This is a genomic window from Mariniluteicoccus flavus, from assembly GCF_054776655.1.
The window spans coordinates 652802-675853 of record NZ_BAAHBN010000001.1 but is presented as its reverse complement, the minus strand read 5'-3'; the positions used below and the strand labels follow the sequence as shown (position 1 = coordinate 675853).

Sequence of the window (23052 nt, the reverse complement as noted above, 5' to 3'; positions counted from 1 at the left end):
GGGTCATGCGTGGTGTGGTGCGGGGGATCGTCGGGGTGGTTGCGGTCACGGCGGTGTTGGCGGGCAGTGTGGTGCCGGCGGGTGCGGCGCCGGTGGTTCCGGTGAAGGCGGGCCGGTGGCCGGTGGTGAAGGCGATGGTCCCGGCGGGGACCGCGCCACGGACGGCGGGGGTGGAGTCGGAGACCCGCAAGGCTGCCCGCGCGATGCAGCCCGCGGCGCCCGCGAAGGGGGTCCCGGTGGCGGGAACGACGACGGTCGACCTGACCACCGGTGTGGGGCGTGGTGATGGCCTGGCGGTTGCGGACGGGCGGGGTGTGGCTGTCGGGCCGGTGACGGCGCCGGTGACGCAGCGCCGCAGGCTCCCGGTCCCGGAGGGCCCGACGCCGGCGACGGTGGAGGTGTCGACGGTGGACCCGGCGATCGCGGCGCGGCTGGGGGTGGAGCGGCTGGTCACGCTGACTGGTGAGGGGCCGGTGACGGCGAAGGTTGAGGCCCCGAACAGTTCGGGTGGTGTGGCGGGCCGGTCGCGGTTGGTCCGGCTGCCGGCGTGTGCGCTGACCACGCCTGAGGTGGCGTCGTGTCAGGTGGTGGAGCCGGTCGGCTCGGTCGTGGAGGAGGAGGCGGGGTCGACCCAGCTCGTGGCCACGTTGACGTTGCGGTCGGCGGAGGCGATGGTGTTGGCGGTCGCCGCCGACGCCGGTGGCGGGGCGGGGAACTTCGGCGCGACATCGCTGTCGCCGACGGGGTCGTGGTCGGCGGGTGGGTCGACGGGTGACTTCGCCTGGTCGTATCCGATGGAGACCCCGAAGGTGGCGGGGTCGCCGGCGGCGGGGGTGAGTGTGGCGTATTCGTCGCAGGCGATGGATGGGCAGTCGTCGGCGACGAACAACCAGCCGTCGTGGGTGGGGGAGGGTTGGGAATCGACCCAGGGATTCGTGGAGCGTTCCTACAAGGCGTGTGCCGATGACCAGGCGGGCGGGTCGAATGCGTCGGTCAAGACCGGCGACCTGTGCTGGTTCTCCGACAACTTCACTGTCTCCTTCGGTGCGCATTCGGGGGAGTTGGTCCAAGACGGCACGTCGAGTGTGTGGCGGTTGCGGCGTGATGACGGGTCGCGGTTCGAGCACCTGTTCGGCGCGTATGGCAATGGGGATGACAACAACGAGTACTGGAAGATGACGACTCCCGATGGGATGCAGTACTGGTTCGGGTTGGGCAAGCCGAACCCGAACGGGCAGGCGACGAACTCGACCTGGACGGTGCCGGTGTTCGGCAACCAGCCCGGTGAGCCGTGTTACACCGCGACGTATGCGAACGGGTCGTGTGTGCAGGCGTGGCGGTGGAACCTGGACCACATCGTCGACACCCATCAGGGGTCGTTGACGGTCTACTACACCGCGGAGACCAACAAGTACGGCCGCAACAACAACGCCGCCCCGGTCACTTACACCCGTGGTGGGTTCCCGAACCGGATCGAGTACGGCCAGACCGGCGGGCAGGAACACACCAGCCCGGCGCCGGCGCGGGTGATGTTCGAGGTGGCGGAGCGGTGCCTGCCGACCGCGGCGCAGACGTGCGCGGAGGCCAATCTGACGGCGACGACGAAGGCGGCGTGGCCGGACGTGCCGTTCGACCGGATCTGTGCGGCGGCGACGTGCACGACGTCGCAGACCTCGCCGGCGTTCTTCACCCGTAAGCGGTTGGCGCAGGTCCGCACCGAGGTCCACAACGGCACGAGCTTTGAGGAGGTGGAGCATTGGAACCTGACCCACACGTTCCCCGCGACGGGGACCAACCAGAACCCGTCGCTGTGGCTGGCGCAGGTCACCCACGGCGCGCCGGGGATGCCCGATGACCCGTCGGTGGTGTTCTCCGGCACGGCGATGCCGAACCGGGTCGAGGGCATCAGTGATTCCCTCGGGCAGGTCTGGGGGGCGTACTGGCGGTTCCGGGTGACCGGGATCGACAACGGCATGGGCGGGGAGACGCTGGTCACCTATTCCGGCAAGGACTGCGCTGCGGGGAACATGCCGGTCCCGGAGACCAACGGCCGGCGGTGTTACCCGATCTGGTGGACCCCGACCGGGGAGACCCAGCCGCGGCTGCAGTGGTTCCACAAGTATGTGGTGACCCAGGTCAACGAGTACGACCGGTCGGCGGCCTCGTCGGGGCACAAGACGACCAGCTACGACTACCGCGGGGGCGCGGGGTGGGGGTGGAACGACTCCCCGCTGACCAAGGATGCGGAGCGGACGTGGTCGCGGTATGTCGGCTACGCCGACGTCTCGACCCAGATCGGCGACCCTGGTGATCCGGCGAACCTCCGCACCGATACCCGGTTCTTCCGCGGCCTGAACGGCGACCGGCTGAACGCCGCGGGTGGGGCGAAGAGTGTGGCGCTGCCGGACTCCCAGGGCGGGACGGCGGTGGATCATCGTGGTCTGCAGGGCGCGGTCCACGAGACCTTCACCTTCAACGGCCCGACCGGACCGGAGGTGGGGGGCACGATCACCGGCTACACGATCCTGCCGGCGAAGGCGGTCAGCCCGGCCGGGATCCGGGCGGAGAAAGCCGTCGCGACCCACACGAAGTCGCGGCAGAAGATCTCGACCGGAACCCGGACCACCGAGACGTTCACCCGGTTCGACAGCGAGGGCTACCCCGACCAGACCGAGGACCTCGGCGACACCGCCACAGCGGCCGATGACGCGTGCACCCGCACCACGTATGCGCGCAACCCGGCCGCCCACCAGCTGTCGCAGCCGGCGACCACACAGACTCGCGCGGTCGCCTGCGGTGGGTTCGACACCCTGGCGTTGACCCCCGAGAACCTGCTGGCCGACACCCGGACCTACTACGACAACCTCCCGTTGGGCCAGATCGGGAAGGGCGATATCACGCGGGCCGAGGCGGTGACGAGTCTGAACGCCGGCCAGCGCGTCTACACCACTGTCGGGACGACCACGGTCGATGCGATCGGCCGTGCGACCGCGAGCACCGATGTCCTGGGCCGGACCTCGACGACGAGCTATGTTCCCGCGGGCCGGGGGATCGTGACCGAGCAGGCCACGACCTCGCCCGACCCGGACGGGGCCGGCCCGCTGGCCGCGCACACCGGGCGGATGTTCTCCGATCGCCGCCTCGGTGTTCCGACCCGGTCGGTCGCCGCGGGGGGTGAGGTCACCGAAGCCGTCTATGACGGCTATGCCCGGGTGACGGGGGTGTGGCTGCCGGGCCGGGACAGGGCCACCCAGACGCCGTCGACGACGTTCGAGTACACCGTCCGCCCGGCGGGCCCGAACGCGGTCACCACGAAGGTGTTGCTGCCGAACGGGACGAGTTACGCGACCAGCACCACACTGTCCGACGGGCTGGGCCGGCCGATCCAGGAACAGGCCCAGTCCCAGGACCAGGCCGTCGACGCGAACGGCAATGTGTCGACCAAGGACGGCCGGGTCGTGGCGTCGGTCGGCTACGACTCCCGTGGTCTGGCGACGGTCCAGCGGGCCGGGGTGTTCGCGTGGGGGCTGCCGGACACGACCTATCAGCACATCGACGAGGCGACGATGCCGGCGGTCACCAAGACCGTTGTTGACGGCGCCGGGCGGCCCACGAAGGCGACCCTGTTCTCCAAGAACGTGGAGAAGTGGTCCACCAGCACCGTTCATGAGGGCGACCGGACCCACGTCACCCCGCCCGCCGGCGGGACGGCGACCACGACGATCACCGATGCTGACGGCAACACCACCGCGGTCCGCTCCTACACCGGCGCCCCGTTGTCGACGGCCTTCGACGAAGCGACCTACACCTACACCCCGTCGGGGAAGGTCAAGACCCACACCGACCATGCCGGCAACACCTGGACCCACACCTACGACCTGCTGGGCCGGGAGACCTCGAGCACTGACCCCGATGCCGGCACAGGGACGAAGTCCTACGACCTGGCCGGGCAGCTGCTGTCAGCGACCAACGGCAACAACCAGACGGTGGGCTACACCTACGACCAGCTCGGCCGCAAAACGTCCCTGCGTGACGGCAGCCCGACCGGGACAGTCCTGGCGTCGTGGGAGTACGACACGCTCAAGGCCGGCCAGCTGACCTCGAGTTCGCGGTGGATCGACGGGAAGCCGATCACCACGAAGGTCACGGCCTATGACACCGCATCCCGCCCGACCGGGGCCACGATCACGGTCCCGGAGATCCCGGGCTGGGTCGAGACCCCGTTGGCGAAGACCTACACCACCGCCCACACCTACACCCCCAATGGCCAGCCCGCGACGTCGACACTGACGGGGTATGGGCCGTTGACGTATGAGAAGTTCACCCATTACTACGACGCGCTCGGGCGGGCGTCGGGGCTGGGTGGGCGTGGATCGTATGTGGGCAACACGATCTACAACGGCGAGGGCCAGGTCATGCAACTCGCCCTGGGCAACACGCTCGGACAGACGAGCTGGCAGACCTACGCCTACGACGACACCCATACCCGCCTCACCCAATCCCGGCTCGACCGGGAAGTCGCCACCACAGCCGATGTGGTCGTGGACTACACACGTAACCCCGCCGGGGCGATCACGAAGCTGGCGACCAGCACGCCGGAGACCGGCGCGGCGACCGACACCCAGTGCTTCACCACCGATCACCTCCAACGGCTGACCCGGGCCTGGACCCCGGGTAGCGGCGACTGCACCCCCGCGCCGACGACGACCGGGTTGGGCGGCCCGGCGCCGTATTGGCAGGACTGGACGTTCGACAAGGCCGGGAACCGGCTGTCGGAACTCAGCCATGCCGCGAGCGGGGACACCACCCGCACCTGGACCGTTCCCGGGACCGGCGCGAAGCCGCACCAGGCCACCGCGCAGACCACCACCAGCCCGGCCGGCACCGTGTCCAGCCCGATCACCTACGACCCGGCCGGGAACACCACGACACGGACGACGACGGCGAAGTCGGTGAACCCGGCCACCACCGCCCAGGCCCAGACCCTGGCCTGGAACGCCGAAGGCCGCCTCACCCAGGTCGTCCAGGGCGGGCAGACCACCCGGTTCGCCTACCACACCGACGGATCCCGGCTGATCCGCCGCGACGACACCACCACCGTGGTGAGCCTGGGCGACACCGAACTCACCCTCACCCGCGCCACCAACACCGTCACCGCGCAGCGCTACATCCAATACGCCGGACAGACCATCGCGATGCGGACCGGCCCGAACATCGCCGACGTCCACACCCTGTTCTCCGACGTCAACAACACCGCGAACTGGACGATCAACAACGCCACCTCCACGATCCAGACCCGCCGGACCCTCCCCTACGGCACCCCCCGCGGCGCCGACCCCGCCAGCTGGGCGCCGTCACGGGGATTCGTCCAAGGCCTCAACGACACCACCCTCGGCCTCATCCGGGTCGGGGCCCGCGACTACGACCCCACCACCGGACGATTCCTCTCCCCCGACCCCATCATCGACCTCACCGCACCCACCCAATGGAACCCCTACCACTACGGCAACAGCAACCCGATCGACCACCCCGACCCCACCGGCCTCCGCCCCGACGACTACACGCCGGAGATGTATAACGCGGAACTGACGGCACGTCGCAATGGCGAGCGGGACTGGTGGCAGGCTGCCTATAGGACACCCTCTGGCCGTGCCGGTGGGCAATCGTATAAGAACGCTTACGGGACCCGCAGGTATGACGAACTGAAGAGGATCACACATAAGTACGAGCGCCTCTATCGGTCCACCCCACGTAACCGGTGGAGTTCCCATGACCGTGCCCAAAGTGAAGAACGTCAGGCAGCCGACGTCCAGAAGCAGCTCAGTGATCAGAACGCCCGGGTTAAGAAGGCAGCCTCCGACGTCTGGCGCTCAGTCGTCGACACCTTCACATCCGCCTTCCTGAAACCCATGACCGGCGCCCAGATCAACGCCGCCGCCTGCGGATACGAATGCCCCATCTACATGGAGATGCTGCTGACCGATCCCGCGTTCCAAGAACAACAACAAGCCCAAGCAACCATCGCCGTCGACATGTGGGCCACCATCTTCCTCGGGGGCCCAAAGGTCAGCTTGGGTAAGGCCGCAAACAGCGTGAGGTCGGCCGCTCCCAGTACGTTGACTCGTGCTGAAGTGCTCAGGGGACGTGCATCGCAACGGACGGTCAATGAGATCGCGGAGTCGATGCGCGTCAACGGATGGCAGGGTGCACCAATCGACGTGGTGGAACTGAATGGCCAGCGTGTTGTGGTGGATGGGCACCATCGCCTCGCGGCTGCGCGCCGCGCAGGCATTGATGTCCAGTACCGGGTTGTCGATCCATCAACGGTGATTGGTCCAGGTCGGTACACGTCGATCGACGACATCCTCCAATCGACGTACTCCGTGGGCCGGGATAGGTTGCGATGACTCCCGGTGAGATCGTCGAGGCATTCGTGCAACTGACGGCCCAATGCCTAGATGCGCTTGTCGTGAGGTTCGAAGGGACCGAGCGGCCAACGATCTGGACGGGTGTGCTTCTTCAACCTCGAGACGGGAGCCATCTGGTGCGATCCGGTGCGCTTGACTGCTTGGGGACCTTTAGGCTCCATGGTCGTGGCTGTCGGTTCGAGTTGGAGTCGGGTGCGGATGTTGATGTGGATTGGGACGCTGAAGGCCGGGCGGTATTCGATTCTTGGCGAGTCCTGATGTATGCCCGCTCGATCGGTGAGGCTTCTGTAGACCAGGAGAGCTTGCGCCAGGCTGCTTTGGACGCGGTCGCGGTTGTCGCGATTGGCCCTGACACGTTCACGTGGCCGCATCGGCGGTATGACCTCACCGTTGGTGGCGTGTGATGCGGCGCGTCCTCTTGGCGTTCGTGGCGGCGCTCCTGGCGTTGGTTGGGTTGGTGTCGCCAGCGGCTGCCGCCCGGCCGGTTTCGGTGGTGGGTGCTGCCACCTACGCCTACGACTCTCCGGTCTACGACGCACCTGCAACTGCGAGCGATCGTGGTTCGCAGGTCGTGGGTTCCACCGATACCACCGACAACGGATCCGTGACGGTCGTGCAGGTCACCCGGACCGCCGGTGCGACCCTGGAGCCTTTCTGGGGTCTGCGCGTGGGACTGGCGCTGCTCACGACGGACGGTGTTGCCGCAAACAGCGCAGCGCCGAGATTCATTGGGAACAGCGCTGGCGACATCCTCGACACGACGCGGGTCACGATCCCCGAGGGCAAGTTTGGCTACCTGCTGAAGAACCCGAGTAAGTCCGGAGTCTTCAAGGACTCCATGGGCTTCGACCAAGCGGGCCTGGACTCCGCTCTCCGGAGTCACCTGACGACGAACTTTGGCAATGCGTCAGCTTCGGTCCCGATGACCGGCGGGGGCACCAAGTTCGTCGTTCGGGGACCGCTCACAGGTCCAAGCGGCCAGACCTGGAACATCACCTCAGCCTGGGGCGTAGACGTCGACGGCACCATCCGGCTGATCACAGCGACCCCATGAGCGCCGTCATGACTGGAGAGACTTTCATCCTGAGCGACCGCGTCTACGACGTCCGCGTGTCGCCAGCAGACGACCTCCGGGCCGCTGCGGTCACGGTGACGCTGGACGGGCGGTTCGAGTGGTCGCTGACGGTTCCCGGTTGGCGGGGGGTCTCCTTGGGCGCCTCAGGGGAGACCGGCTACCTATGGTCAGCTCGGGAGGTGATCGTGCTGCCCCGAGCCGCGGACGCGGAGTTGCAGGTGATCAGAGTCGATGAGGATCTGCTGTCCGCTTTCCGCGTTGACGACGGCTGGCTCGTGATCTGCGAGACATCAGTCCGCCGGCTGGTAGGTGTTGTCGAGACAGCTCGCGTTGAACTCGGTGATGTGGTCGAGGTTGCCAGGTGGGAAGGCGGAGTTCTGCTCGTCCGCGACGCCGGAGGCGAGGACCTTGCGCTACGCGTCGACGGTGAACACCTGATCGTGTAGCCGGCTCAGCCGGCGCCGCCGGTGATGAGCCTGAGCTTGGCCTTGGTGACAAGGGCGTCGATGACGTTGGTGATGGTGGCGCGTTCTTCGTCGGTGAGCTGGTCGAGGTCGGACAGGCGGGCGTCGACGTGGCTGCTGGGGGCGTTGAGCGGCCGGCGCTCGGCGCGTTCGATGAGCAGGTAGTCGACGGAGACGTTGAAGGTCTCGGCCATGCGGATGACGGCTTCGAGGCCGGGGGCGACCTTGTTGTTCTCGTAGCGGGAGACCTGGCGGGCGTCGGAGTCGATCTTCTCGGCCAGCTCTGCTTGGGACCAGCCGGCTTCGGTGCGCAGCGCCTTGAGGCGCTCGCCGTGGAAGGGGCTGGGCATCTGGTGGCCTCCGCTCGGGTCTGGTGATGCCCATTGTGCTGCGTTGATGACGGTCATGGTTGCCTCCGCTGGCCTGTCGCCTTGCACGGTGATGCGCTATCTGGCATATCGTGTTGCCTGCGAGTGTAAGTCAGAAATCTTTCAGGAGGTCCGGCGTGGCACGCATCCCCGACGCGGAGTTGGCCCGGTTGAAGGCCGAGGTCAGCGTGCAGCGGCTGGTCGAGGGCTGCGGCGTCGTGCTGCGCAAGCAGGGCAACGACCTGGTCGGTGCATGCCCGTTCCACGACGACAGCTCGCCGTCGCTGGTCGTGACGCCGGGCAAGAACCTGTGGCATTGCCTGGGTGCGTGCGGGCGGGGTGGTGGGCCGATCGATTGGGTGATGACCGCGCAGGGCGTGAGCTTTCGGCATGCGGTCGAGTTGCTGCGCGAGGCATCGCCAGAGCTGTCGGTGTTGTCGCAGACGAGGCCGTGGAAGGGTGCGGGGCCGGCGGCGAAGTCGACTCGGCCGAAGCTGCCGTCGCTGGTCGAGGTCGACGCCGCGGACCAGGAACTGTTGAACACGGTGGTCGGCTATTACGCCGAGACCCTCGTGACCCATGACGAAGCGAAGGCGTTCCTGGGTCGCCGGAGGATCGATCATCCCGAGGCGGTCGCGGTGTTTCGGCTGGGGTTCGGGGATCGGACGTTGGGCTACCGGATCCCGGGCAACCAGATTGTCGAGGGGAAGCGGATCCGCTCCCGCCTGCAGGCACTCGGGATCCTGCGTCAGACCGGGCATGAGCACTTCCGTGGCTCGCTGGTGATCCCGGTCATCGACGAGTCTGGTGACGTCGGGGAGGTCTACGGCCGCAAGATCCGCGATGACCTACGGGCCGGGACGCCGAAGCATCTCTACCTGCCGGGCCCGCACCGCGGGGTCTTCAACGCAGCGGCCTTCGCCGAGGCTGGCCGTGCTGGTGGTGGGGGCGAGTTGATCGTGTGTGAGTCGCTGATCGACGCACTCACGTTGTGGTGCGCGGGGTTCCGGCACGTGACGGCGACCTATGGCACCGACGGTTGGACCAGTGATCACCAGGCCGCGGTCGAGCGGCATGGGATCGGGCGGGTGTTGATCGCGTTCGATGCCGATGAGGCGGGTGACCGCGGAGCGGCCGCGCTGGCGGCACGGCTCGCTGAGACGGGCGTGGAGACGTTCCGGGTGCAGTTGCCGCGCGGCGCCGATGTCAACGAGGTCGCTGTCCAGGCAGGGCTGGAGGGGAGCCCGGCCGAGGTGTTGGGTCGGTTCCTGCGGAAGGCGACCTGGCTCGACACCGCCCGCCCCGCTAGTTGCCAGCCGCCGGCTGCTGTCGTCCGGCCGGGACTGGACTCACCTGCACATCTGATTGAGCCGGTCGAACCGGTGCCGGTGGTGGAGCCGATCGTTGTCCGGGCAGCCCCGCCGGTCGTGGCTGAGCAGGACGTCGAGGACGAGTCGACCGGTGAGCAGGGTGAGCAGGGCGCGGTGGTTGGTCGGGAGTTGGTGATCGAGCTGGGCACCCGTCGGTGGCGGGTCCGGGGCTTGGAGAAGGTCACGTCGTTCGATGTGTTGCGGGTCAATCTGCTGGTCACGAGGACGGACCGGCCAGGCTCGTCGCTGGGGTCGGATGCGGTGCCGGGGTTCCACGTGGACACGCTGGACCTGTACTCGGCGCGGGCGCGGGCGGCGTTCGTGGCGGCGGCTGCGGGCGAGCTGCGGTTCGAACCCGAGGTGATCAAGGCCGACCTGGGCCGCGTCCTGCTGGCCTGTGAGGCCAAGGCCGAGGAAGTCATCGCAGCGGCCCAGGCGCCCGCGAAGCCCGAGATCAGGCTCACCAGCGCGCAACGGGAGGCCGCGCTGGAGTTGCTGCGGGATCCGAAGTTGATCGATCGGATCGAGCGGGATTTCGGCCGGGTCGGGATGGTGGGCGAGGCGGTGAATTGTCTGGTCGGCTACCTCGCGGCCGTCAGCCGGCTGTTGCCCAGCCCACTCGCGGTGATCGTGCAGTCGACGTCGGCGGCTGGGAAGTCGGCGGTGATGGAGTCGGTGTTGGGCTTCGTCCCCGACGAGGACCGGGTGTCGTTCAGCGCGATGACCGGGCAGTCGCTGTTCTACCTGGGTGAGTCCGACCTGGCGCACAAGGTCTTGTCGATCGCCGAGGAGGAAGGCGCGTCCCGGGCGGCGTATGCGTTGAAGCTGTTGCAGTCGGAGGGCGAGCTGAGCATCGCGTCGACGGGTAAGGACACCGCGTCGGGGCGGTTGGTGACGCATACCTACAAGGTCACCGGACCGACCGCGATCGTGCTGACGACGACGGCGATCGACGTCGACGAGGAGCTGCTCAACCGGTGCCTGGTCCTCACCGTGGATGAGGACCGCGACCAGACCCGCGCGATCCACGCCGCACAACGCCGCGCCCAGACACTCGAGGGACTGGCCGCGCGGACCGAGCGGGACCAGATCGTCGGACTGCACCGCGACGCGCAGCGGCTGCTGGAGCCGCTCGCGGTCGTCAATCCGTTCGCGGACCGGCTCACGTTCGCCGACGGCCGCACCCGGACCCGGCGTGATCACGGGAAGTACCTCGGGCTGATCGCCGCGGTGACGTTGTTGCATCAGCATCAGCGGGAGCGGAAGACCGCCACGATCAACGGCAAGGTCGTCAGTTACGTGGAGTCCACGATCGGTGACATTGAGGTCGCCCACCGCTTGGCGCACGCGGTGCTGGGCCAGTCACTCGACGAGCTCGCGCCCCAGACGAGGCGGCTGCTGACCGCGGTCCACTCCTATGCGACGGCCGAGACGAAGCGGTTGGCGATCCCGTTGGACTTGGTGCGGTTCACCAGGCGTCAGCTGCGGGAGTACCTTGCCAGCCAGGGCGCCGGGTGGGGTGACACCCAGTTGAAGGTGCACCTGGCCCGGCTGGTCGACCTGGAGCTGGTGATCGTGCACCGGCTGGAGTCCGGCGCGTTCGGCTACGAACTCACCTGGAATCCACCTGTGGCCCCGAGTACGACCGGGCAGACGAGCAACGGCTACGACCACGGCGGCCGGTTCCTGGCGGGGCTCACCGACCCGAGTGCGCTCATCGACGGCATCGGGAACGGCTACGACCCGAAACCGGTCGGCCCGGAACCACCGCTGGTCGGGGTCTGGTCGGGGCCTGGTCGGGGGGTGGTCGGCCCCCAGTCGGCGGCATTGTCAAAGGTTCCTGAGGGCGGCTCGGAGCCTGATCTGAGGCGGGTGTTCGGGGATGGGTAAGCGTGGTGAGCATGTTCCGCAGAAGATCCCCGGTGATCCGACCGATCGGCACGGGTTCCCGGCATTGGTTGAGGAGTTCCTCACCGATCTGGCTGCCCGTGGCTACTCGCAGGCCACGATCCGTGGCCGTCGGCAACGGCTGGCCACGGTGGCCGGCTGGCTGGCCGATCGCGGGGTCACCAGGCCGGTGCAGGTCACCCGGCCGATGCTGGTCCGCTACCAGCGGTACTTGTTCCACTACCGCAAGGCCGACGGCGAACCACTGTCGTTCCGATCGCAGAACGAGACACTGTTGCCGGTCCGGGCGTTCTTCAAATGGGCCGTTCGCAACGATCACGTCGGATCGAACCCCGCCAGTGAGTTGGAGTTGCCGAAGGTCGAGAAACGCCTCCCGAAAGCTGCCCTGTCGGTGGAGGAGGCCGAGGCGGTGCTCGCGGTCCCGGACCTGACGAAACCGACCGGGGTGCGAGACAGAGCCATGATCGAGACCCTCTACGGCACCGGCATCCGACGCGGCGAACTCGCCCGGCTCAACGTCAGGGACCTCGACATCGAGCGGCACACCCTGATGGTCCGCCAGGGCAAGGGCAGGAAGGATCGGATGGTCCCGATCGGTCCCAGAGCCGTGGCGTGGATCGAGCGCTACCTCACCGAGACCAGGCCCAGATGGGTGGTCGAGCCGGATGACGGGATCTTGTTCCTCACCGTCGACGGCACCGGGTTCAGCGTCGACCGCTTGACACAGTTGGTGCGGGATTACGTGAAAGCGTCCGGGACGGACAAACAGGGGGCGTGTCACCTGTTCCGCCACACCCTGGCCACGTTGATGTTGGAGGGCGGGGCCGATATCCGCTACATCCAGGCCATGCTCGGCCATGCCGAACTGTCCACCACCCAGATCTACACCCAGGTCAGCATCAGGGCGCTGCAGGCCGTCCACGCCGCCACGTTCCCCGGAGCCACCAACGTCCCCCGATCCGGTCGACGAGATCACTCAGGCCACGACGACTTACCCGAGTCGTCCCAGAAGGTCAGTGCGGCTGAGTTGCTTGCTGCTATCGACTCCGAAATATCTTTAGAGAACCGCGGCCACCCCGGATCGCCCGACACCCCCTGACCCGTCGCGGCCGTGAGCTGACACCCGCACGCCCGTCCGAGTCGTACTCCCGCGATTTCGCCGAGATCGAAGTTCGGACACACCTCTTGCACTGTGGATAACCCCAGGTCCGCACCCGCTGGTCGTGTCACCCGGCCCAGAGCCTTACGGGAAGGGGCATGATGGGGTCATGACCCCACCCCGGCCCCCTGTCTTGGCACGGTGGTGGGTGCGTGTTTTCCTAGCTGCTTTGGTCGCGGTCTGGGCTGTCCTCGGTCTGGCCACAACCGCGTCCGCGGCCACCGAGGTCGGGGCTGAAAACCGCGTCCGGGCTTCCAGCATCACCATCGAGGTTCCCGTCGAGCCCCCGGAAGGTATCACCCCTAGTCAGCAGCTAGGAAACAATCCCTGTCGGACCGTAACCACGGCGGCTACCGGTGTTGCCGCAAACGGCGGTGAGCGGCTGCTCTGGACGTCATGGCAGAACTATCCGAAGGTCACGCAGGGAGGTCGTGAGTACGCCCAGATCGGCGACCGGCTCTACAGCCATCACGCCGTTGATCGGCTGCAGCCGAGCGGGCTTGGCGCACCGGCAGGAGCGACCGGGGCAGGCAGGAGCGTCTCGCCCAACTTCGTAGAGGACGTCCTTGGCAGCACCAAGGGTGTGCCAGTCAAGGGCCCGAACGGCGAAGCGAGGCTGTCGTTCACCAGCGGGACGGTGCAGGTCATTACCGAGGACAGCATCGTGATCACGGTGATCACGCGATGAAGATGAACGACTACAACACGACCGTCGCCCGGGACGTCCTCGACGCGATCGCCGGTCTCGAGGATGGCACGCTCACGCTCGCCGAGGCCCAAGCTCTGCTTCAGAGTGCCATCCCGCGCTTTGAGAACGACGGCTCCGGGATTGACGTGGCCGTGCGCCTCGCGGAAGCGGATCTTGAGGAGGTTCAGTTCACGATCCTGCTGGACGAACAGCGCCCCGCAGCGATCTTCCGGCTGGACGAGCTCCGCACGGCGATCGAGGACGTGTCTGATGCGTAGGTCTCTCGGTGCGCTCGTGGCCGCTTTCGTCGCGGCCCTCGTCGCACTACTCGCGATGCCGGTCCCGAGCAGCGTTGCTTGTGAGTCGACGGTGCCGGGCAACTTTGCCTGCGACGGCAGCCATCACATTGCCGTCCCGATCCACGCCTCCTCCGAGCGAGGCCCGCCCGCGACGTCCGACCCGAGCACCACCTACAACGCCGACGGCGAGTTGCCGCTCGGCGCTTCGGCGCGCCCGGACTGGCCTACGACCCCCACGGCCTACGGGTACGACGACCTCACTCGGCTTCTGCACACCACAGGCGGAGACCGCGTCGCCCAGGAGCAGGCCCGCCGCCAAGAGGCGAGCTCTGTCGTCGTTCAGCGATCTGACGTTGCCGCAAACAGCGCAGCGCCGAGATTCATTGGGAACAGCGCTGGCGACATCCTCGACACGACGCGGGTCACGATCCCCGAGGGCAAGTTTGGCTACCTGCTGAAGAACCCGAGTAAGTCCGGAGTCTTCAAGGACTCCATGGGCTTCGACCAAGCGGGCCTGGACTCCGCTCTCCGGAGTCACCTGACGACGAACTTTGGCAATGCGTCAGCTTCGGTCCCGATGACCGGCGGGGGCACCAAGTTCGTCGTTCGGGGACCGCTCACAGGTCCAAGCGGCCAGACCTGGAACATCACCTCAGCCTGGGGCGTAGACGTCGACGGCACCATCCGGCTGATCACAGCGACCCCATGAGCGCCGTCATGACTGGAGAGACTTTCATCCTGAGCGACCGCGTCTACGACGTCCGCGTGTCGCCAGCAGACGACCTCCGGGCCGCTGCGGTCACGGTGACGCTGGACGGGCGGTTCGAGTGGTCGCTGACGGTTCCCGGTTGGCGGGGGGTCTCCTTGGGCGCCTCAGGGGAGACCGGCTACCTATGGTCAGCTCGGGAGGTGATCGTGCTGCCCCGAGCCGCGGACGCGGAGTTGCAGGTGATCAGAGTCGATGAGGATCTGCTGTCCGCTTTCCGCGTTGACGACGGCTGGCTCGTGATCTGCGAGACATCAGTCCGCCGGCTGGTAGGTGTTGTCGAGACAGCTCGCGTTGAACTCGGTGATGTGGTCGAGGTTGCCAGGTGGGAAGGCGGAGTTCTGCTCGTCCGCGACGCCGGAGGCGAGGACCTTGCGCTACGCGTCGACGGTGAACACCTGATCGTGTAGCCGGCTCAGCCGGCGCCGCCGGTGATGAGCCTGAGCTTGGCCTTGGTGACAAGGGCGTCGATGACGTTGGTGATGGTGGCGCGTTCTTCGTCGGTGAGCTGGTCGAGGTCGGACAGGCGGGCGTCGACGTGGCTGCTGGGGGCGTTGAGCGGCCGGCGCTCGGCGCGTTCGATGAGCAGGTAGTCGACGGAGACGTTGAAGGTCTCGGCCATGCGGATGACGGCTTCGAGGCCGGGGGCGACCTTGTTGTTCTCGTAGCGGGAGACCTGGCGGGCGTCGGAGTCGATCTTCTCGGCCAGCTCTGCTTGGGACCAGCCGGCTTCGGTGCGCAGCGCCTTGAGGCGCTCGCCGTGGAAGGGGCTGGGCATCTGGTGGCCTCCGCTCGGGTCTGGTGATGCCCATTGTGCTGCGTTGATGACGGTCATGGTTGCCTCCGCTGGCCTGTCGCCTTGCACGGTGATGCGCTATCTGGCATATCGTGTTGCCTGCGAGTGTAAGTCAGAAATCTTTCAGGAGGTCCGGCGTGGCACGCATCCCCGACGCGGAGTTGGCCCGGTTGAAGGCCGAGGTCAGCGTGCAGCGGCTGGTCGAGGGCTGCGGCGTCGTGCTGCGCAAGCAGGGCAACGACCTGGTCGGTGCATGCCCGTTCCACGACGACAGCTCGCCGTCGCTGGTCGTGACGCCGGGCAAGAACCTGTGGCATTGCCTGGGTGCGTGCGGGCGGGGTGGTGGGCCGATCGATTGGGTGATGACCGCGCAGGGCGTGAGCTTTCGGCATGCGGTCGAGTTGCTGCGCGAGGCATCGCCAGAGCTGTCGGTGTTGTCGCAGACGAGGCCGTGGAAGGGTGCGGGGCCGGCGGCGAAGTCGACTCGGCCGAAGCTGCCGTCGCTGGTCGAGGTCGACGCCGCGGACCAGGAACTGTTGAACACGGTGGTCGGCTATTACGCCGAGACCCTCGTGACCCATGACGAAGCGAAGGCGTTCCTGGGTCGCCGGAGGATCGATCATCCCGAGGCGGTCGCGGTGTTTCGGCTGGGGTTCGGGGATCGGACGTTGGGCTACCGGATCCCGGGCAACCAGATTGTCGAGGGGAAGCGGATCCGCTCCCGCCTGCAGGCACTCGGGATCCTGCGTCAGACCGGGCATGAGCACTTCCGTGGCTCGCTGGTGATCCCGGTCATCGACGAGTCTGGTGACGTCGGGGAGGTCTACGGCCGCAAGATCCGCGATGACCTACGGGCCGGGACGCCGAAGCATCTCTACCTGCCGGGCCCGCACCGCGGGGTCTTCAACGCAGCGGCCTTCGCCGAGGCTGGCCGTGCTGGTGGTGGGGGCGAGTTGATCGTGTGTGAGTCGCTGATCGACGCACTCACGTTGTGGTGCGCGGGGTTCCGGCACGTGACGGCGACCTATGGCACCGACGGTTGGACCAGTGATCACCAGGCCGCGGTCGAGCGGCATGGGATCGGGCGGGTGTTGATCGCGTTCGATGCCGATGAGGCGGGTGACCGCGGAGCGGCCGCGCTGGCGGCACGGCTCGCTGAGACGGGCGTGGAGACGTTCCGGGTGCAGTTGCCGCGCGGCGCCGATGTCAACGAGGTCGCTGTCCAGGCAGGGCTGGAGGGGAGCCCGGCCGAGGTGTTGGGTCGGTTCCTGCGGAAGGCGACCTGGCTCGACACCGCCCGCCCCGCTAGTTGCCAGCCGCCGGCTGCTGTCGTCCGGCCGGGACTGGACTCACCTGCACATCTGATTGAGCCGGTCGAACCGGTGCCGGTGGTGGAGCCGATCGTTGTCCGGGCAGCCCCGCCGGTCGTGGCTGAGCAGGACGTCGAGGACGAGTCGACCGGTGAGCAGGGTGAGCAGGGCGCGGTGGTTGGTCGGGAGTTGGTGATCGAGCTGGGCACCCGTCGGTGGCGGGTCCGGGGCTTGGAGAAGGTCACGTCGTTCGATGTGTTGCGGGTCAATCTGCTGGTCACGAGGACGGACCGGCCAGGCTCGTCGCTGGGGTCGGATGCGGTGCCGGGGTTCCACGTGGACACGCTGGACCTGTACTCGGCGCGGGCGCGGGCGGCGTTCGTGGCGGCGGCTGCGGGCGAGCTGCGGTTCGAACCCGAGGTGATCAAGGCCGACCTGGGCCGCGTCCTGCTGGCCTGTGAGGCCAAGGCCGAGGAAGTCATCGCAGCGGCCCAGGCGCCCGCGAAGCCCGAGATCAGGCTCACCAGCGCGCAACGGGAGGCCGCGCTGGAGTTGCTGCGGGATCCGAAGTTGATCGATCGGATCGAGCGGGATTTCGGCCGGGTCGGGATGGTGGGCGAGGCGGTGAATTGTCTGGTCGGCTACCTCGCGGCCGTCAGCCGGCTGTTGCCCAGCCCACTCGCGGTGATCGTGCAGTCGACGTCGGCGGCTGGGAAGTCGGCGGTGATGGAGTCGGTGTTGGGCTTCGTCCCCGACGAGGACCGGGTGTCGTTCAGCGCGATGACCGGGCAGTCGCTGTTCTACCTGGGTGAGTCCGACCTGGCGCACAAGGTCTTGTCGATCGCCGAGGAGGAAGGCGCGTCCCGGGCGGCGTATGCGTTGAAGCTGTTGCAGTCGGAGGGCGAGCTGAGCATCGCGTCGACGGGTAAGGACACCGCGTCGGGGCGGTTGGTGACGCATACCTACAAGGTCACCGGACCGACCGCGATCGTGCTGACGACGACGGCGATCGACGTCGACGAGGAGCTGCTCAACCGGTGCCTGGTCCTCACCGTGGATGAGGACCGCGACCAGACCCGCGCGATCCACGCCGCACAACGCCGCGCCCAGACACTCGAGGGACTGGCCGCGCGGACCGAGCGGGACCAGATCGTCGGACTGCACCGCGACGCGCAGCGGCTGCTGGAGCCGCTCGCGGTCGTCAATCCGTTCGCGGACCGGCTCACGTTCGCCGACGGCCGCACCCGGACCCGGCGTGATCACGGGAAGTACCTCGGGCTGATCGCCGCGGTGACGTTGTTGCATCAGCATCAGCGGGAGCGGAAGACCGCCACGATCAACGGCAAGGTCGTCAGTTACGTGGAGTCCACGATCGGTGACATTGAGGTCGCCCACCGCTTGGCGCACGCGGTGCTGGGCCAGTCACTCGACGAGCTCGCGCCCCAGACGAGGCGGCTGCTGACCGCGGTCCACTCCTATGCGACGGCCGAGACGAAGCGGTTGGCGATCCCGTTGGACTTGGTGCGGTTCACCAGGCGTCAGCTGCGGGAGTACCTTGCCAGCCAGGGCGCCGGGTGGGGTGACACCCAGTTGAAGGTGCACCTGGCCCGGCTGGTCGACCTGGAGCTGGTGATCGTGCACCGGCTGGAGTCCGGCGCGTTCGGCTACGAACTCACCTGGAATCCACCTGTGGCCCCGAGTACGACCGGGCAGACGAGCAACGGCTACGACCACGGCGGCCGGTTCCTGGCGGGGCTCACCGACCCGAGTGCGCTCATCGACGGCATCGGGAACGGCTACGACCCGAAACCGGTCGGCCCGGAACCACCGCTGGTCGGGGTCTGGTCGGGGCCTGGTCGGGGGGTGGTCGGCCCCCAGTCGGCGGCATTGTCAAAGGTTCCTGAGGGCGGCTCGGAGCCTGATCTGAGGCGGGTGTTCGGGGATGGGTAAGCGTGGTGAGCATGTTCCGCAGAAGATCCCCGGTGATCCGACCGATCGGCACGGGTTCCCGGCATTGGTTGAGGAGTTCCTCACCGATCTGGCTGCCCGTGGCTACTCGCAGGCCACGATCCGTGGCCGTCGGCAACGGCTGGCCACGGTGGCCGGCTGGCTGGCCGATCGCGGGGTCACCAGGCCGGTGCAGGTCACCCGGCCGATGCTGGTCCGCTACCAGCGGTACTTGTTCCACTACCGCAAGGCCGACGGCGAACCACTGTCGTTCCGATCGCAGAACGAGACACTGTTGCCGGTCCGGGCGTTCTTCAAATGGGCCGTTCGCAACGATCACGTCGGATCGAACCCCGCCAGTGAGTTGGAGTTGCCGAAGGTCGAGAAACGCCTCCCGAAAGCTGCCCTGTCGGTGGAGGAGGCCGAGGCGGTGCTCGCGGTCCCGGACCTGACGAAACCGACCGGGGTGCGAGACAGAGCCATGATCGAGACCCTCTACGGCACCGGCATCCGACGCGGCGAACTCGCCCGGCTCAACGTCAGGGACCTCGACATCGAGCGGCACACCCTGATGGTCCGCCAGGGCAAGGGCAGGAAGGATCGGATGGTCCCGATCGGTCCCAGAGCCGTGGCGTGGATCGAGCGCTACCTCACCGAGACCAGGCCCAGATGGGTGGTCGAGCCGGATGACGGGATCTTGTTCCTCACCGTCGACGGCACCGGGTTCAGCGTCGACCGCTTGACACAGTTGGTGCGGGATTACGTGAAAGCGTCCGGGACGGACAAACAGGGGGCGTGTCACCTGTTCCGCCACACCCTGGCCACGTTGATGTTGGAGGGCGGGGCCGATATCCGCTACATCCAGGCCATGCTCGGCCATGCCGAACTGTCCACCACCCAGATCTACACCCAGGTCAGCATCAGGGCGCTGCAGGCCGTCCACGCCGCCACGTTCCCCGGAGCCACCAACGTCCCCCGATCCGGTCGACGAGATCACTCAGGCCACGACGACTTACCCGAGTCGTCCCAGAAGGTCAGTGCGGCTGAGTTGCTTGCTGCTATCGACTCCGAAATATCTTTAGAGAACCGCGGCCACCCCGGATCGCCCGACACCCCCTGACCCGTCGCGGCCGTGAGCTGACACCCGCACGCCCGTCCGAGTCGTACTCCCGCGATTTCGCCGAGATCGAAGTTCGGACACACCTCTTGCACTGTGGATAACCCCAGGTCCGCACCCGCTGGTCGTGTCACCCGGCCCAGAGCCTTACGGGAAGGGGCATGATGGGGTCATGACCCCACCCCGGCCCCCTGTCTTGGCACGGTGGTGGGTGCGTGTTTTCCTAGCTGCTTTGGTCGCGGTCTGGGCTGTCCTCGGTCTGGCCACAACCGCGTCCGCGGCCACCGAGGTCGGGGCTGAAAACCGCGTCCGGGCTTCCAGCATCACCATCGAGGTTCCCGTCGAGCCCCCGGAAGGTATCACCCCTAGTCAGCAGCTAGGAAACAATCCCTGTCGGACCGTAACCACGGCGGCTACCGGTGTTGCCGCAAACGCAGGAGTGAGGACCTGCCTGAACAGCTTCACCGGCACCACGCTCGTGCTCATGGCCGACGGCACCCGGAAGCCGATCAAGGACGTCAAGCTCGGCGACTGGGTAATGTCCACTGACCCGATCACCGGAGAGCGCGGACCGAGGAAGGTCATCGACCTGATCCAGCACGGTGGACTGCACACGATGGTCGCGGTCCAGCTTGCCGATGGGTCCACGATCGACGCGACCGATCGGCACCCGTTCTGGGTCGAGTCTCGCGGCGAGTGGGTCGACGCGATCGACCTGCAGCCCGGCGACGTGGTGGTGATGGCCGATGACGACCGGCTCGCGGTTGAGAGCGTCGGCATCAGCGAGCGGAACCTGACTGCCTACAACCTCACCGTTCAGGGCCTGCACACCTACTTCGTCGGCGCCGGGGACGTGCTCGTCCACAACGCGGTTTGCCCGACGGGGCTTCGTGGGGCATCGGATGGGCTGACGAGCGTCTTCGGTGGTGGGAGCGTCCGCGGAAGGTCTATCGCGGACATCCGCTCCGGGCTGCTCGACAACGGCTTCAAGCAGGGCCTGGCCGACAACAAGTCGGGCTACCGATTCGTCAACGGCACGGGCGAGGAGGTGCGGATCATGAGCCGTGGAGGTCAGTGGGACGTCCGCGTTCGGAACGCCGGTGGCAACTGGCTTGATGAGTTCGGGAACGTTCCCACGGGCCGTGCCGGTTCTCACGACATCTTCGTGTACTCGCGATGAAGATCGAAACGCTCGAGGAGATCAACGATTGGTTACCGCAGGTCGACAACCTGTGGGAGTCGCTGATGGACGAGTTGTCCCTCACGCACTTCGGGTACTCGGTACGTGTGGTGTTCACGCTGGTCATCGATCGGAACGGCCGCGTGTTGGAGGAACCGTTTCAGGTGACGTTCGACCTCGAGGGAGTTCAAGATCTGAGTCTTCATGGTGCACTTACCCCGCGAATGCTTGAGCATCCCGAGCGCATCAACTGGGGACTGAGCGAGGTCGCGCGGGTCCGTGTCACCCCGTCGGACGATGGGGTCTGCTTTGAAGTGCTCTGGGAGGGCGAGCGTCGAGTCGAGGTCACGTGCCGGCAGGCGACCCTCACGCTGCCAGGCCAACAGCCGTAGACCCTTCAGCCGGCGGTGTGGAGGGCTTGGCGGATGCGGGTGTTGGCGAGTAGGCCGTCGAGGATGTGGAGCAGGGCGGCGCGGTCGGCGTCGCTGAGCTTGTCGAGGTCGGCGAGCCGGGTGCCGAGTTCGTCGTGGGTCTGGCGGAACGGCCGCCTGTGTGCGTCTTCGACGAGGAGGTAGTCGACGGAGACGTCGAAGAGCTCGGCGAACTTCACGATCGCTTCGACCGAGGGCGTGATCTTGCCGTTCTCGTAGCGGCTGATCTGGCCGGCGTCGCCGACGATCTTGGTGGCGAGGTCGGCTTGGGACCATCCGCGTTCCTTGCGGAGGGTCTTGATCTGCTCACCGATCGCCATGGCCACCTGCCCGGGAGTGTTACGGGCTTCACGTGTGCCGTCATTTCGAGCCTCCTTGTTGGGTGCCGGCCTGTTGACTCATGTCAAGATGCCCGCTTCGGCGGGGTCGTTGAATCGCCCCGGGTCTCGTAGAGGGTCTGAAATCCCGAGAGGATGAGGGCTATGCCAGCACCAAGGAAGTATCCGCTGGAGTTGCGGGAGCGAGCGATGCGGCTCGTGCAGGAGGCGCGGAAGGAGAATCCGGAGGTGTCTGTGAACCAGGCACTGATCCGGATCGGGCAACGCGTGGGGGTGAACGCGGACACGCTTCGCGGATGGGTGAAACTGGCGCAGATCGACGCGGGCGAGTGGCCGGGGACGACGACAGATGACGCGTCGAAGATCAAGCAGCTCGAGGCGGAAGTGCGTGAGTTGAAGCGGGCGAACGAGATCTTGTTGGCGGCCTCCTCGTTCTTCGCGCGGGAGCTCGACCCGCGACTGCCGTGGTAGTTCAGGTCATTGACGATCATCGTGACCGGTTCGGGGTCGAGCCGATCTGCCGCGTGCTCACAGAGCACGGGGTGAAGATCGCTTCGTCCGGTTACTACGCATTCAAGACCCGGCCCGCCTCCGCGCGAGCCGTCAGCGACGCGGAACTGGTCGTGCAGATCGAGCGGGTGTTTTGGGACCGCAACCTCGGTCGCGGGATCAGCGGTGCCCGCAAGGTCTGGCGGTTGCTGCGACGCGAGGGCATTGTCGTTGCGCGGTGCACGGTTGAGCGCCTCATGCGCCAGCACGGCCTGCGCGGCATTCGCCGCGGTAAGCAGTTCATCACCACACGTGCCGATGACTCCGTGCCCAGGGCTGGGGATCACGTGAAGCGAGAGTTTCACGCGGACCGGCCGAACGAGCTTTGGGTGGTCGACTTCACCTATGTTCCGACGTGGTCGGGGATGGCGTTCACCGCGTTTGTCACCGACGTGTTCTCCCGCCGGATCGTGGGGAGCGTGTCAAGGTTTCTGTGTAAGTGGTGGTCTGGTGGGTTAGAGGTAGGGGTTGATTCGGTCGGGGTAGACGAGGGCGAGTTCGCCGAGGGCGGCTTTCCAGCCTTGGATGACGGAGCCTTCGACGAGTTTGCCGGGGGCTTTGCGTGCAGTGCCTTTGGGGAGGCCGGCTTCATTGGCGCGTTCCCGGGCGCGTTTGTCCTCGATGGTGCGGATCGCCAGCCACAGCAGCTTGATCGCGGACGCGTCGGAGGGGAAGTGGCCGCGGTTCTTGATGATCTTGCGGAGTTGGTAGTTCAGCGACTCGATGCTGTTGGTGGTGTAGATGACCTTGCGCCGTGCCGGACCGAACGCGAGGAACGGGACGAACCGCTCCCACGCGTTCTCCCACGAGGCGACCGCGGCCGGGTATTTCTTCCCAGCCTCGACGCGGGCTGCGCATC

Annotated in this window: 17 protein-coding genes, 2 pseudogenes and 1 other annotated feature; of the genes and pseudogenes, 15 read left to right on the top strand and 4 right to left on the bottom strand. The window is 67.0% G+C overall.

Translation table 11 applies throughout. The annotated features are described in order from the left end of the window. The first annotated feature begins 5 nt into the window (after window positions 1-5). Genes ACYVAG_RS03325 through ACYVAG_RS03310 form a run of 4 tightly spaced genes read left to right on the top strand, consistent with a single transcriptional unit; the run spans window position 6 to window position 7949 of the window. Window positions 6-6407, top strand: coding sequence for an RHS repeat-associated core domain-containing protein (locus ACYVAG_RS03325; protein ID WP_460766446.1), 6402 nt, complete (start codon window positions 6-8; stop codon window positions 6405-6407). Next, on the top strand, window positions 6404-6832 hold the full coding sequence (locus ACYVAG_RS03320; RefSeq protein ID WP_460741366.1) for a DUF6896 domain-containing protein: 429 nt from the start codon (window positions 6404-6406) through the stop codon (window positions 6830-6832). The genes ACYVAG_RS03325 and ACYVAG_RS03320 overlap by 4 nt, the downstream gene beginning before the upstream one ends. Beyond that, entirely contained in the window at window positions 6832-7482 is a 651-nt protein-coding gene (locus tag ACYVAG_RS03315) for a hypothetical protein (RefSeq protein WP_460766443.1), read from the top strand. The genes ACYVAG_RS03320 and ACYVAG_RS03315 overlap by 1 nt, the downstream gene beginning before the upstream one ends. Further along, on the top strand, window positions 7479-7949 hold the full coding sequence (locus ACYVAG_RS03310) for a hypothetical protein (protein WP_460766432.1): 471 nt from the start codon (window positions 7479-7481) through the stop codon (window positions 7947-7949). Before ACYVAG_RS03315 ends, ACYVAG_RS03310 begins: the two co-directional genes overlap by 4 nt. Window positions 7950-7954: 5 nt before the next feature. Here ACYVAG_RS03310 and ACYVAG_RS03305 read toward each other — a convergent pair whose 3' ends face one another. Next, a complete protein-coding gene (locus tag ACYVAG_RS03305; protein ID WP_460766430.1) occupies window positions 7955-8374 on the bottom strand; it encodes a helix-turn-helix domain-containing protein in 420 nt (139 codons plus the stop codon). Window positions 8375-8427: 53 nt separating this feature from the next. Here ACYVAG_RS03305 and ACYVAG_RS03300 point away from each other — a divergent pair, with 53 nt between their 5' ends. The 6 genes from ACYVAG_RS03300 (at window position 8428) to ACYVAG_RS03275 (ending at window position 14935) form a co-directional block, all read left to right on the top strand. Beyond that, complete coding sequence (locus tag ACYVAG_RS03300; RefSeq protein WP_460766426.1) at window positions 8428-11595, top strand: CHC2 zinc finger domain-containing protein; 3168 nt, start codon at window positions 8428-8430, stop codon at window positions 11593-11595. Next, on the top strand, window positions 11588-12712 hold the full coding sequence (gene xerC, locus ACYVAG_RS03295) for a site-specific tyrosine recombinase XerC (protein WP_460766423.1): 1125 nt from the start codon (window positions 11588-11590) through the stop codon (window positions 12710-12712). The genes ACYVAG_RS03300 and xerC (ACYVAG_RS03295) overlap by 8 nt, the downstream gene beginning before the upstream one ends. Window positions 12713-12881: 169 nt before the next feature. Continuing rightward, on the top strand, window positions 12882-13460 hold the full coding sequence (locus ACYVAG_RS03290) for a hypothetical protein (RefSeq protein WP_460766440.1): 579 nt from the start codon (window positions 12882-12884) through the stop codon (window positions 13458-13460). Further along, a complete protein-coding gene (locus tag ACYVAG_RS03285; RefSeq protein WP_460766438.1) occupies window positions 13457-13738 on the top strand; it encodes a hypothetical protein in 282 nt (93 codons plus the stop codon). Before ACYVAG_RS03290 ends, ACYVAG_RS03285 begins: the two co-directional genes overlap by 4 nt. Further along, a complete protein-coding gene (locus ACYVAG_RS03280) occupies window positions 13731-14468 on the top strand; it encodes a hypothetical protein (protein WP_460766435.1) in 738 nt (245 codons plus the stop codon). The genes ACYVAG_RS03285 and ACYVAG_RS03280 overlap by 8 nt, the downstream gene beginning before the upstream one ends. Beyond that, window positions 14465-14935: a hypothetical protein gene (locus ACYVAG_RS03275; protein WP_460766432.1), complete on the top strand. Its 471-nt coding sequence runs from the start codon at window positions 14465-14467 to the stop codon at window positions 14933-14935. Before ACYVAG_RS03280 ends, ACYVAG_RS03275 begins: the two co-directional genes overlap by 4 nt. Before the next feature lie 5 nt (window positions 14936-14940). On the opposite strand, the gene ACYVAG_RS03270 is transcribed toward ACYVAG_RS03275, so the two are convergent. Further along, a complete protein-coding gene (locus ACYVAG_RS03270) occupies window positions 14941-15360 on the bottom strand; it encodes a helix-turn-helix domain-containing protein (protein ID WP_460766430.1) in 420 nt (139 codons plus the stop codon). Between the two features lie 53 nt (window positions 15361-15413). Between ACYVAG_RS03270 and ACYVAG_RS03265 the strand changes: the two genes are divergently transcribed. The 4 genes from ACYVAG_RS03265 to ACYVAG_RS03250 all read left to right on the top strand — a co-directional run bounded on the left by ACYVAG_RS03265 (window position 15414) and on the right by ACYVAG_RS03250 (window position 21267). Beyond that, window positions 15414-18581, top strand: a complete 3168-nt coding sequence (locus ACYVAG_RS03265; protein ID WP_460766426.1) for a CHC2 zinc finger domain-containing protein — start codon at window positions 15414-15416, stop codon at window positions 18579-18581. Then, a complete protein-coding gene (gene xerC, locus ACYVAG_RS03260) occupies window positions 18574-19698 on the top strand; it encodes a site-specific tyrosine recombinase XerC (RefSeq protein WP_460766423.1) in 1125 nt (374 codons plus the stop codon). The genes ACYVAG_RS03265 and xerC (ACYVAG_RS03260) overlap by 8 nt, the downstream gene beginning before the upstream one ends. A 481-nt stretch (window positions 19699-20179) precedes the next feature. After that, window positions 20180-20875, top strand: a complete 696-nt coding sequence (locus tag ACYVAG_RS03255; RefSeq protein ID WP_460766420.1) for a Hint domain-containing protein — start codon at window positions 20180-20182, stop codon at window positions 20873-20875. Then, on the top strand, window positions 20872-21267 hold the full coding sequence (locus ACYVAG_RS03250) for a hypothetical protein (protein WP_460766417.1): 396 nt from the start codon (window positions 20872-20874) through the stop codon (window positions 21265-21267). Before ACYVAG_RS03255 ends, ACYVAG_RS03250 begins: the two co-directional genes overlap by 4 nt. Window positions 21268-21272: 5 nt before the next feature. On the opposite strand, the gene ACYVAG_RS03245 is transcribed toward ACYVAG_RS03250, so the two are convergent. After that, window positions 21273-21626, bottom strand: coding sequence for a helix-turn-helix domain-containing protein (locus ACYVAG_RS03245; RefSeq protein ID WP_460766414.1), 354 nt, complete (start codon window positions 21624-21626; stop codon window positions 21273-21275). A 446-nt stretch (window positions 21627-22072) separates the two neighbouring features. After that, window positions 22073-22201: a sequence feature (AL1L pseudoknot), on the top strand. Here ACYVAG_RS03245 and ACYVAG_RS03240 point away from each other — a divergent pair. Further along, window positions 22109-22369, top strand: a pseudogene (locus ACYVAG_RS03240) (IS3 family transposase); the annotation flags it as partial. It overlaps the preceding feature by 93 nt. A gap of 279 nt (window positions 22370-22648) precedes the next feature. Here the strand turns inward: ACYVAG_RS03240 and ACYVAG_RS03235 are convergent. After that, window positions 22649-23035 (bottom strand): annotated as a pseudogene (locus ACYVAG_RS03235) (transposase); the annotation flags it as partial. Window positions 23036-23052 lie beyond the last annotated feature (17 nt).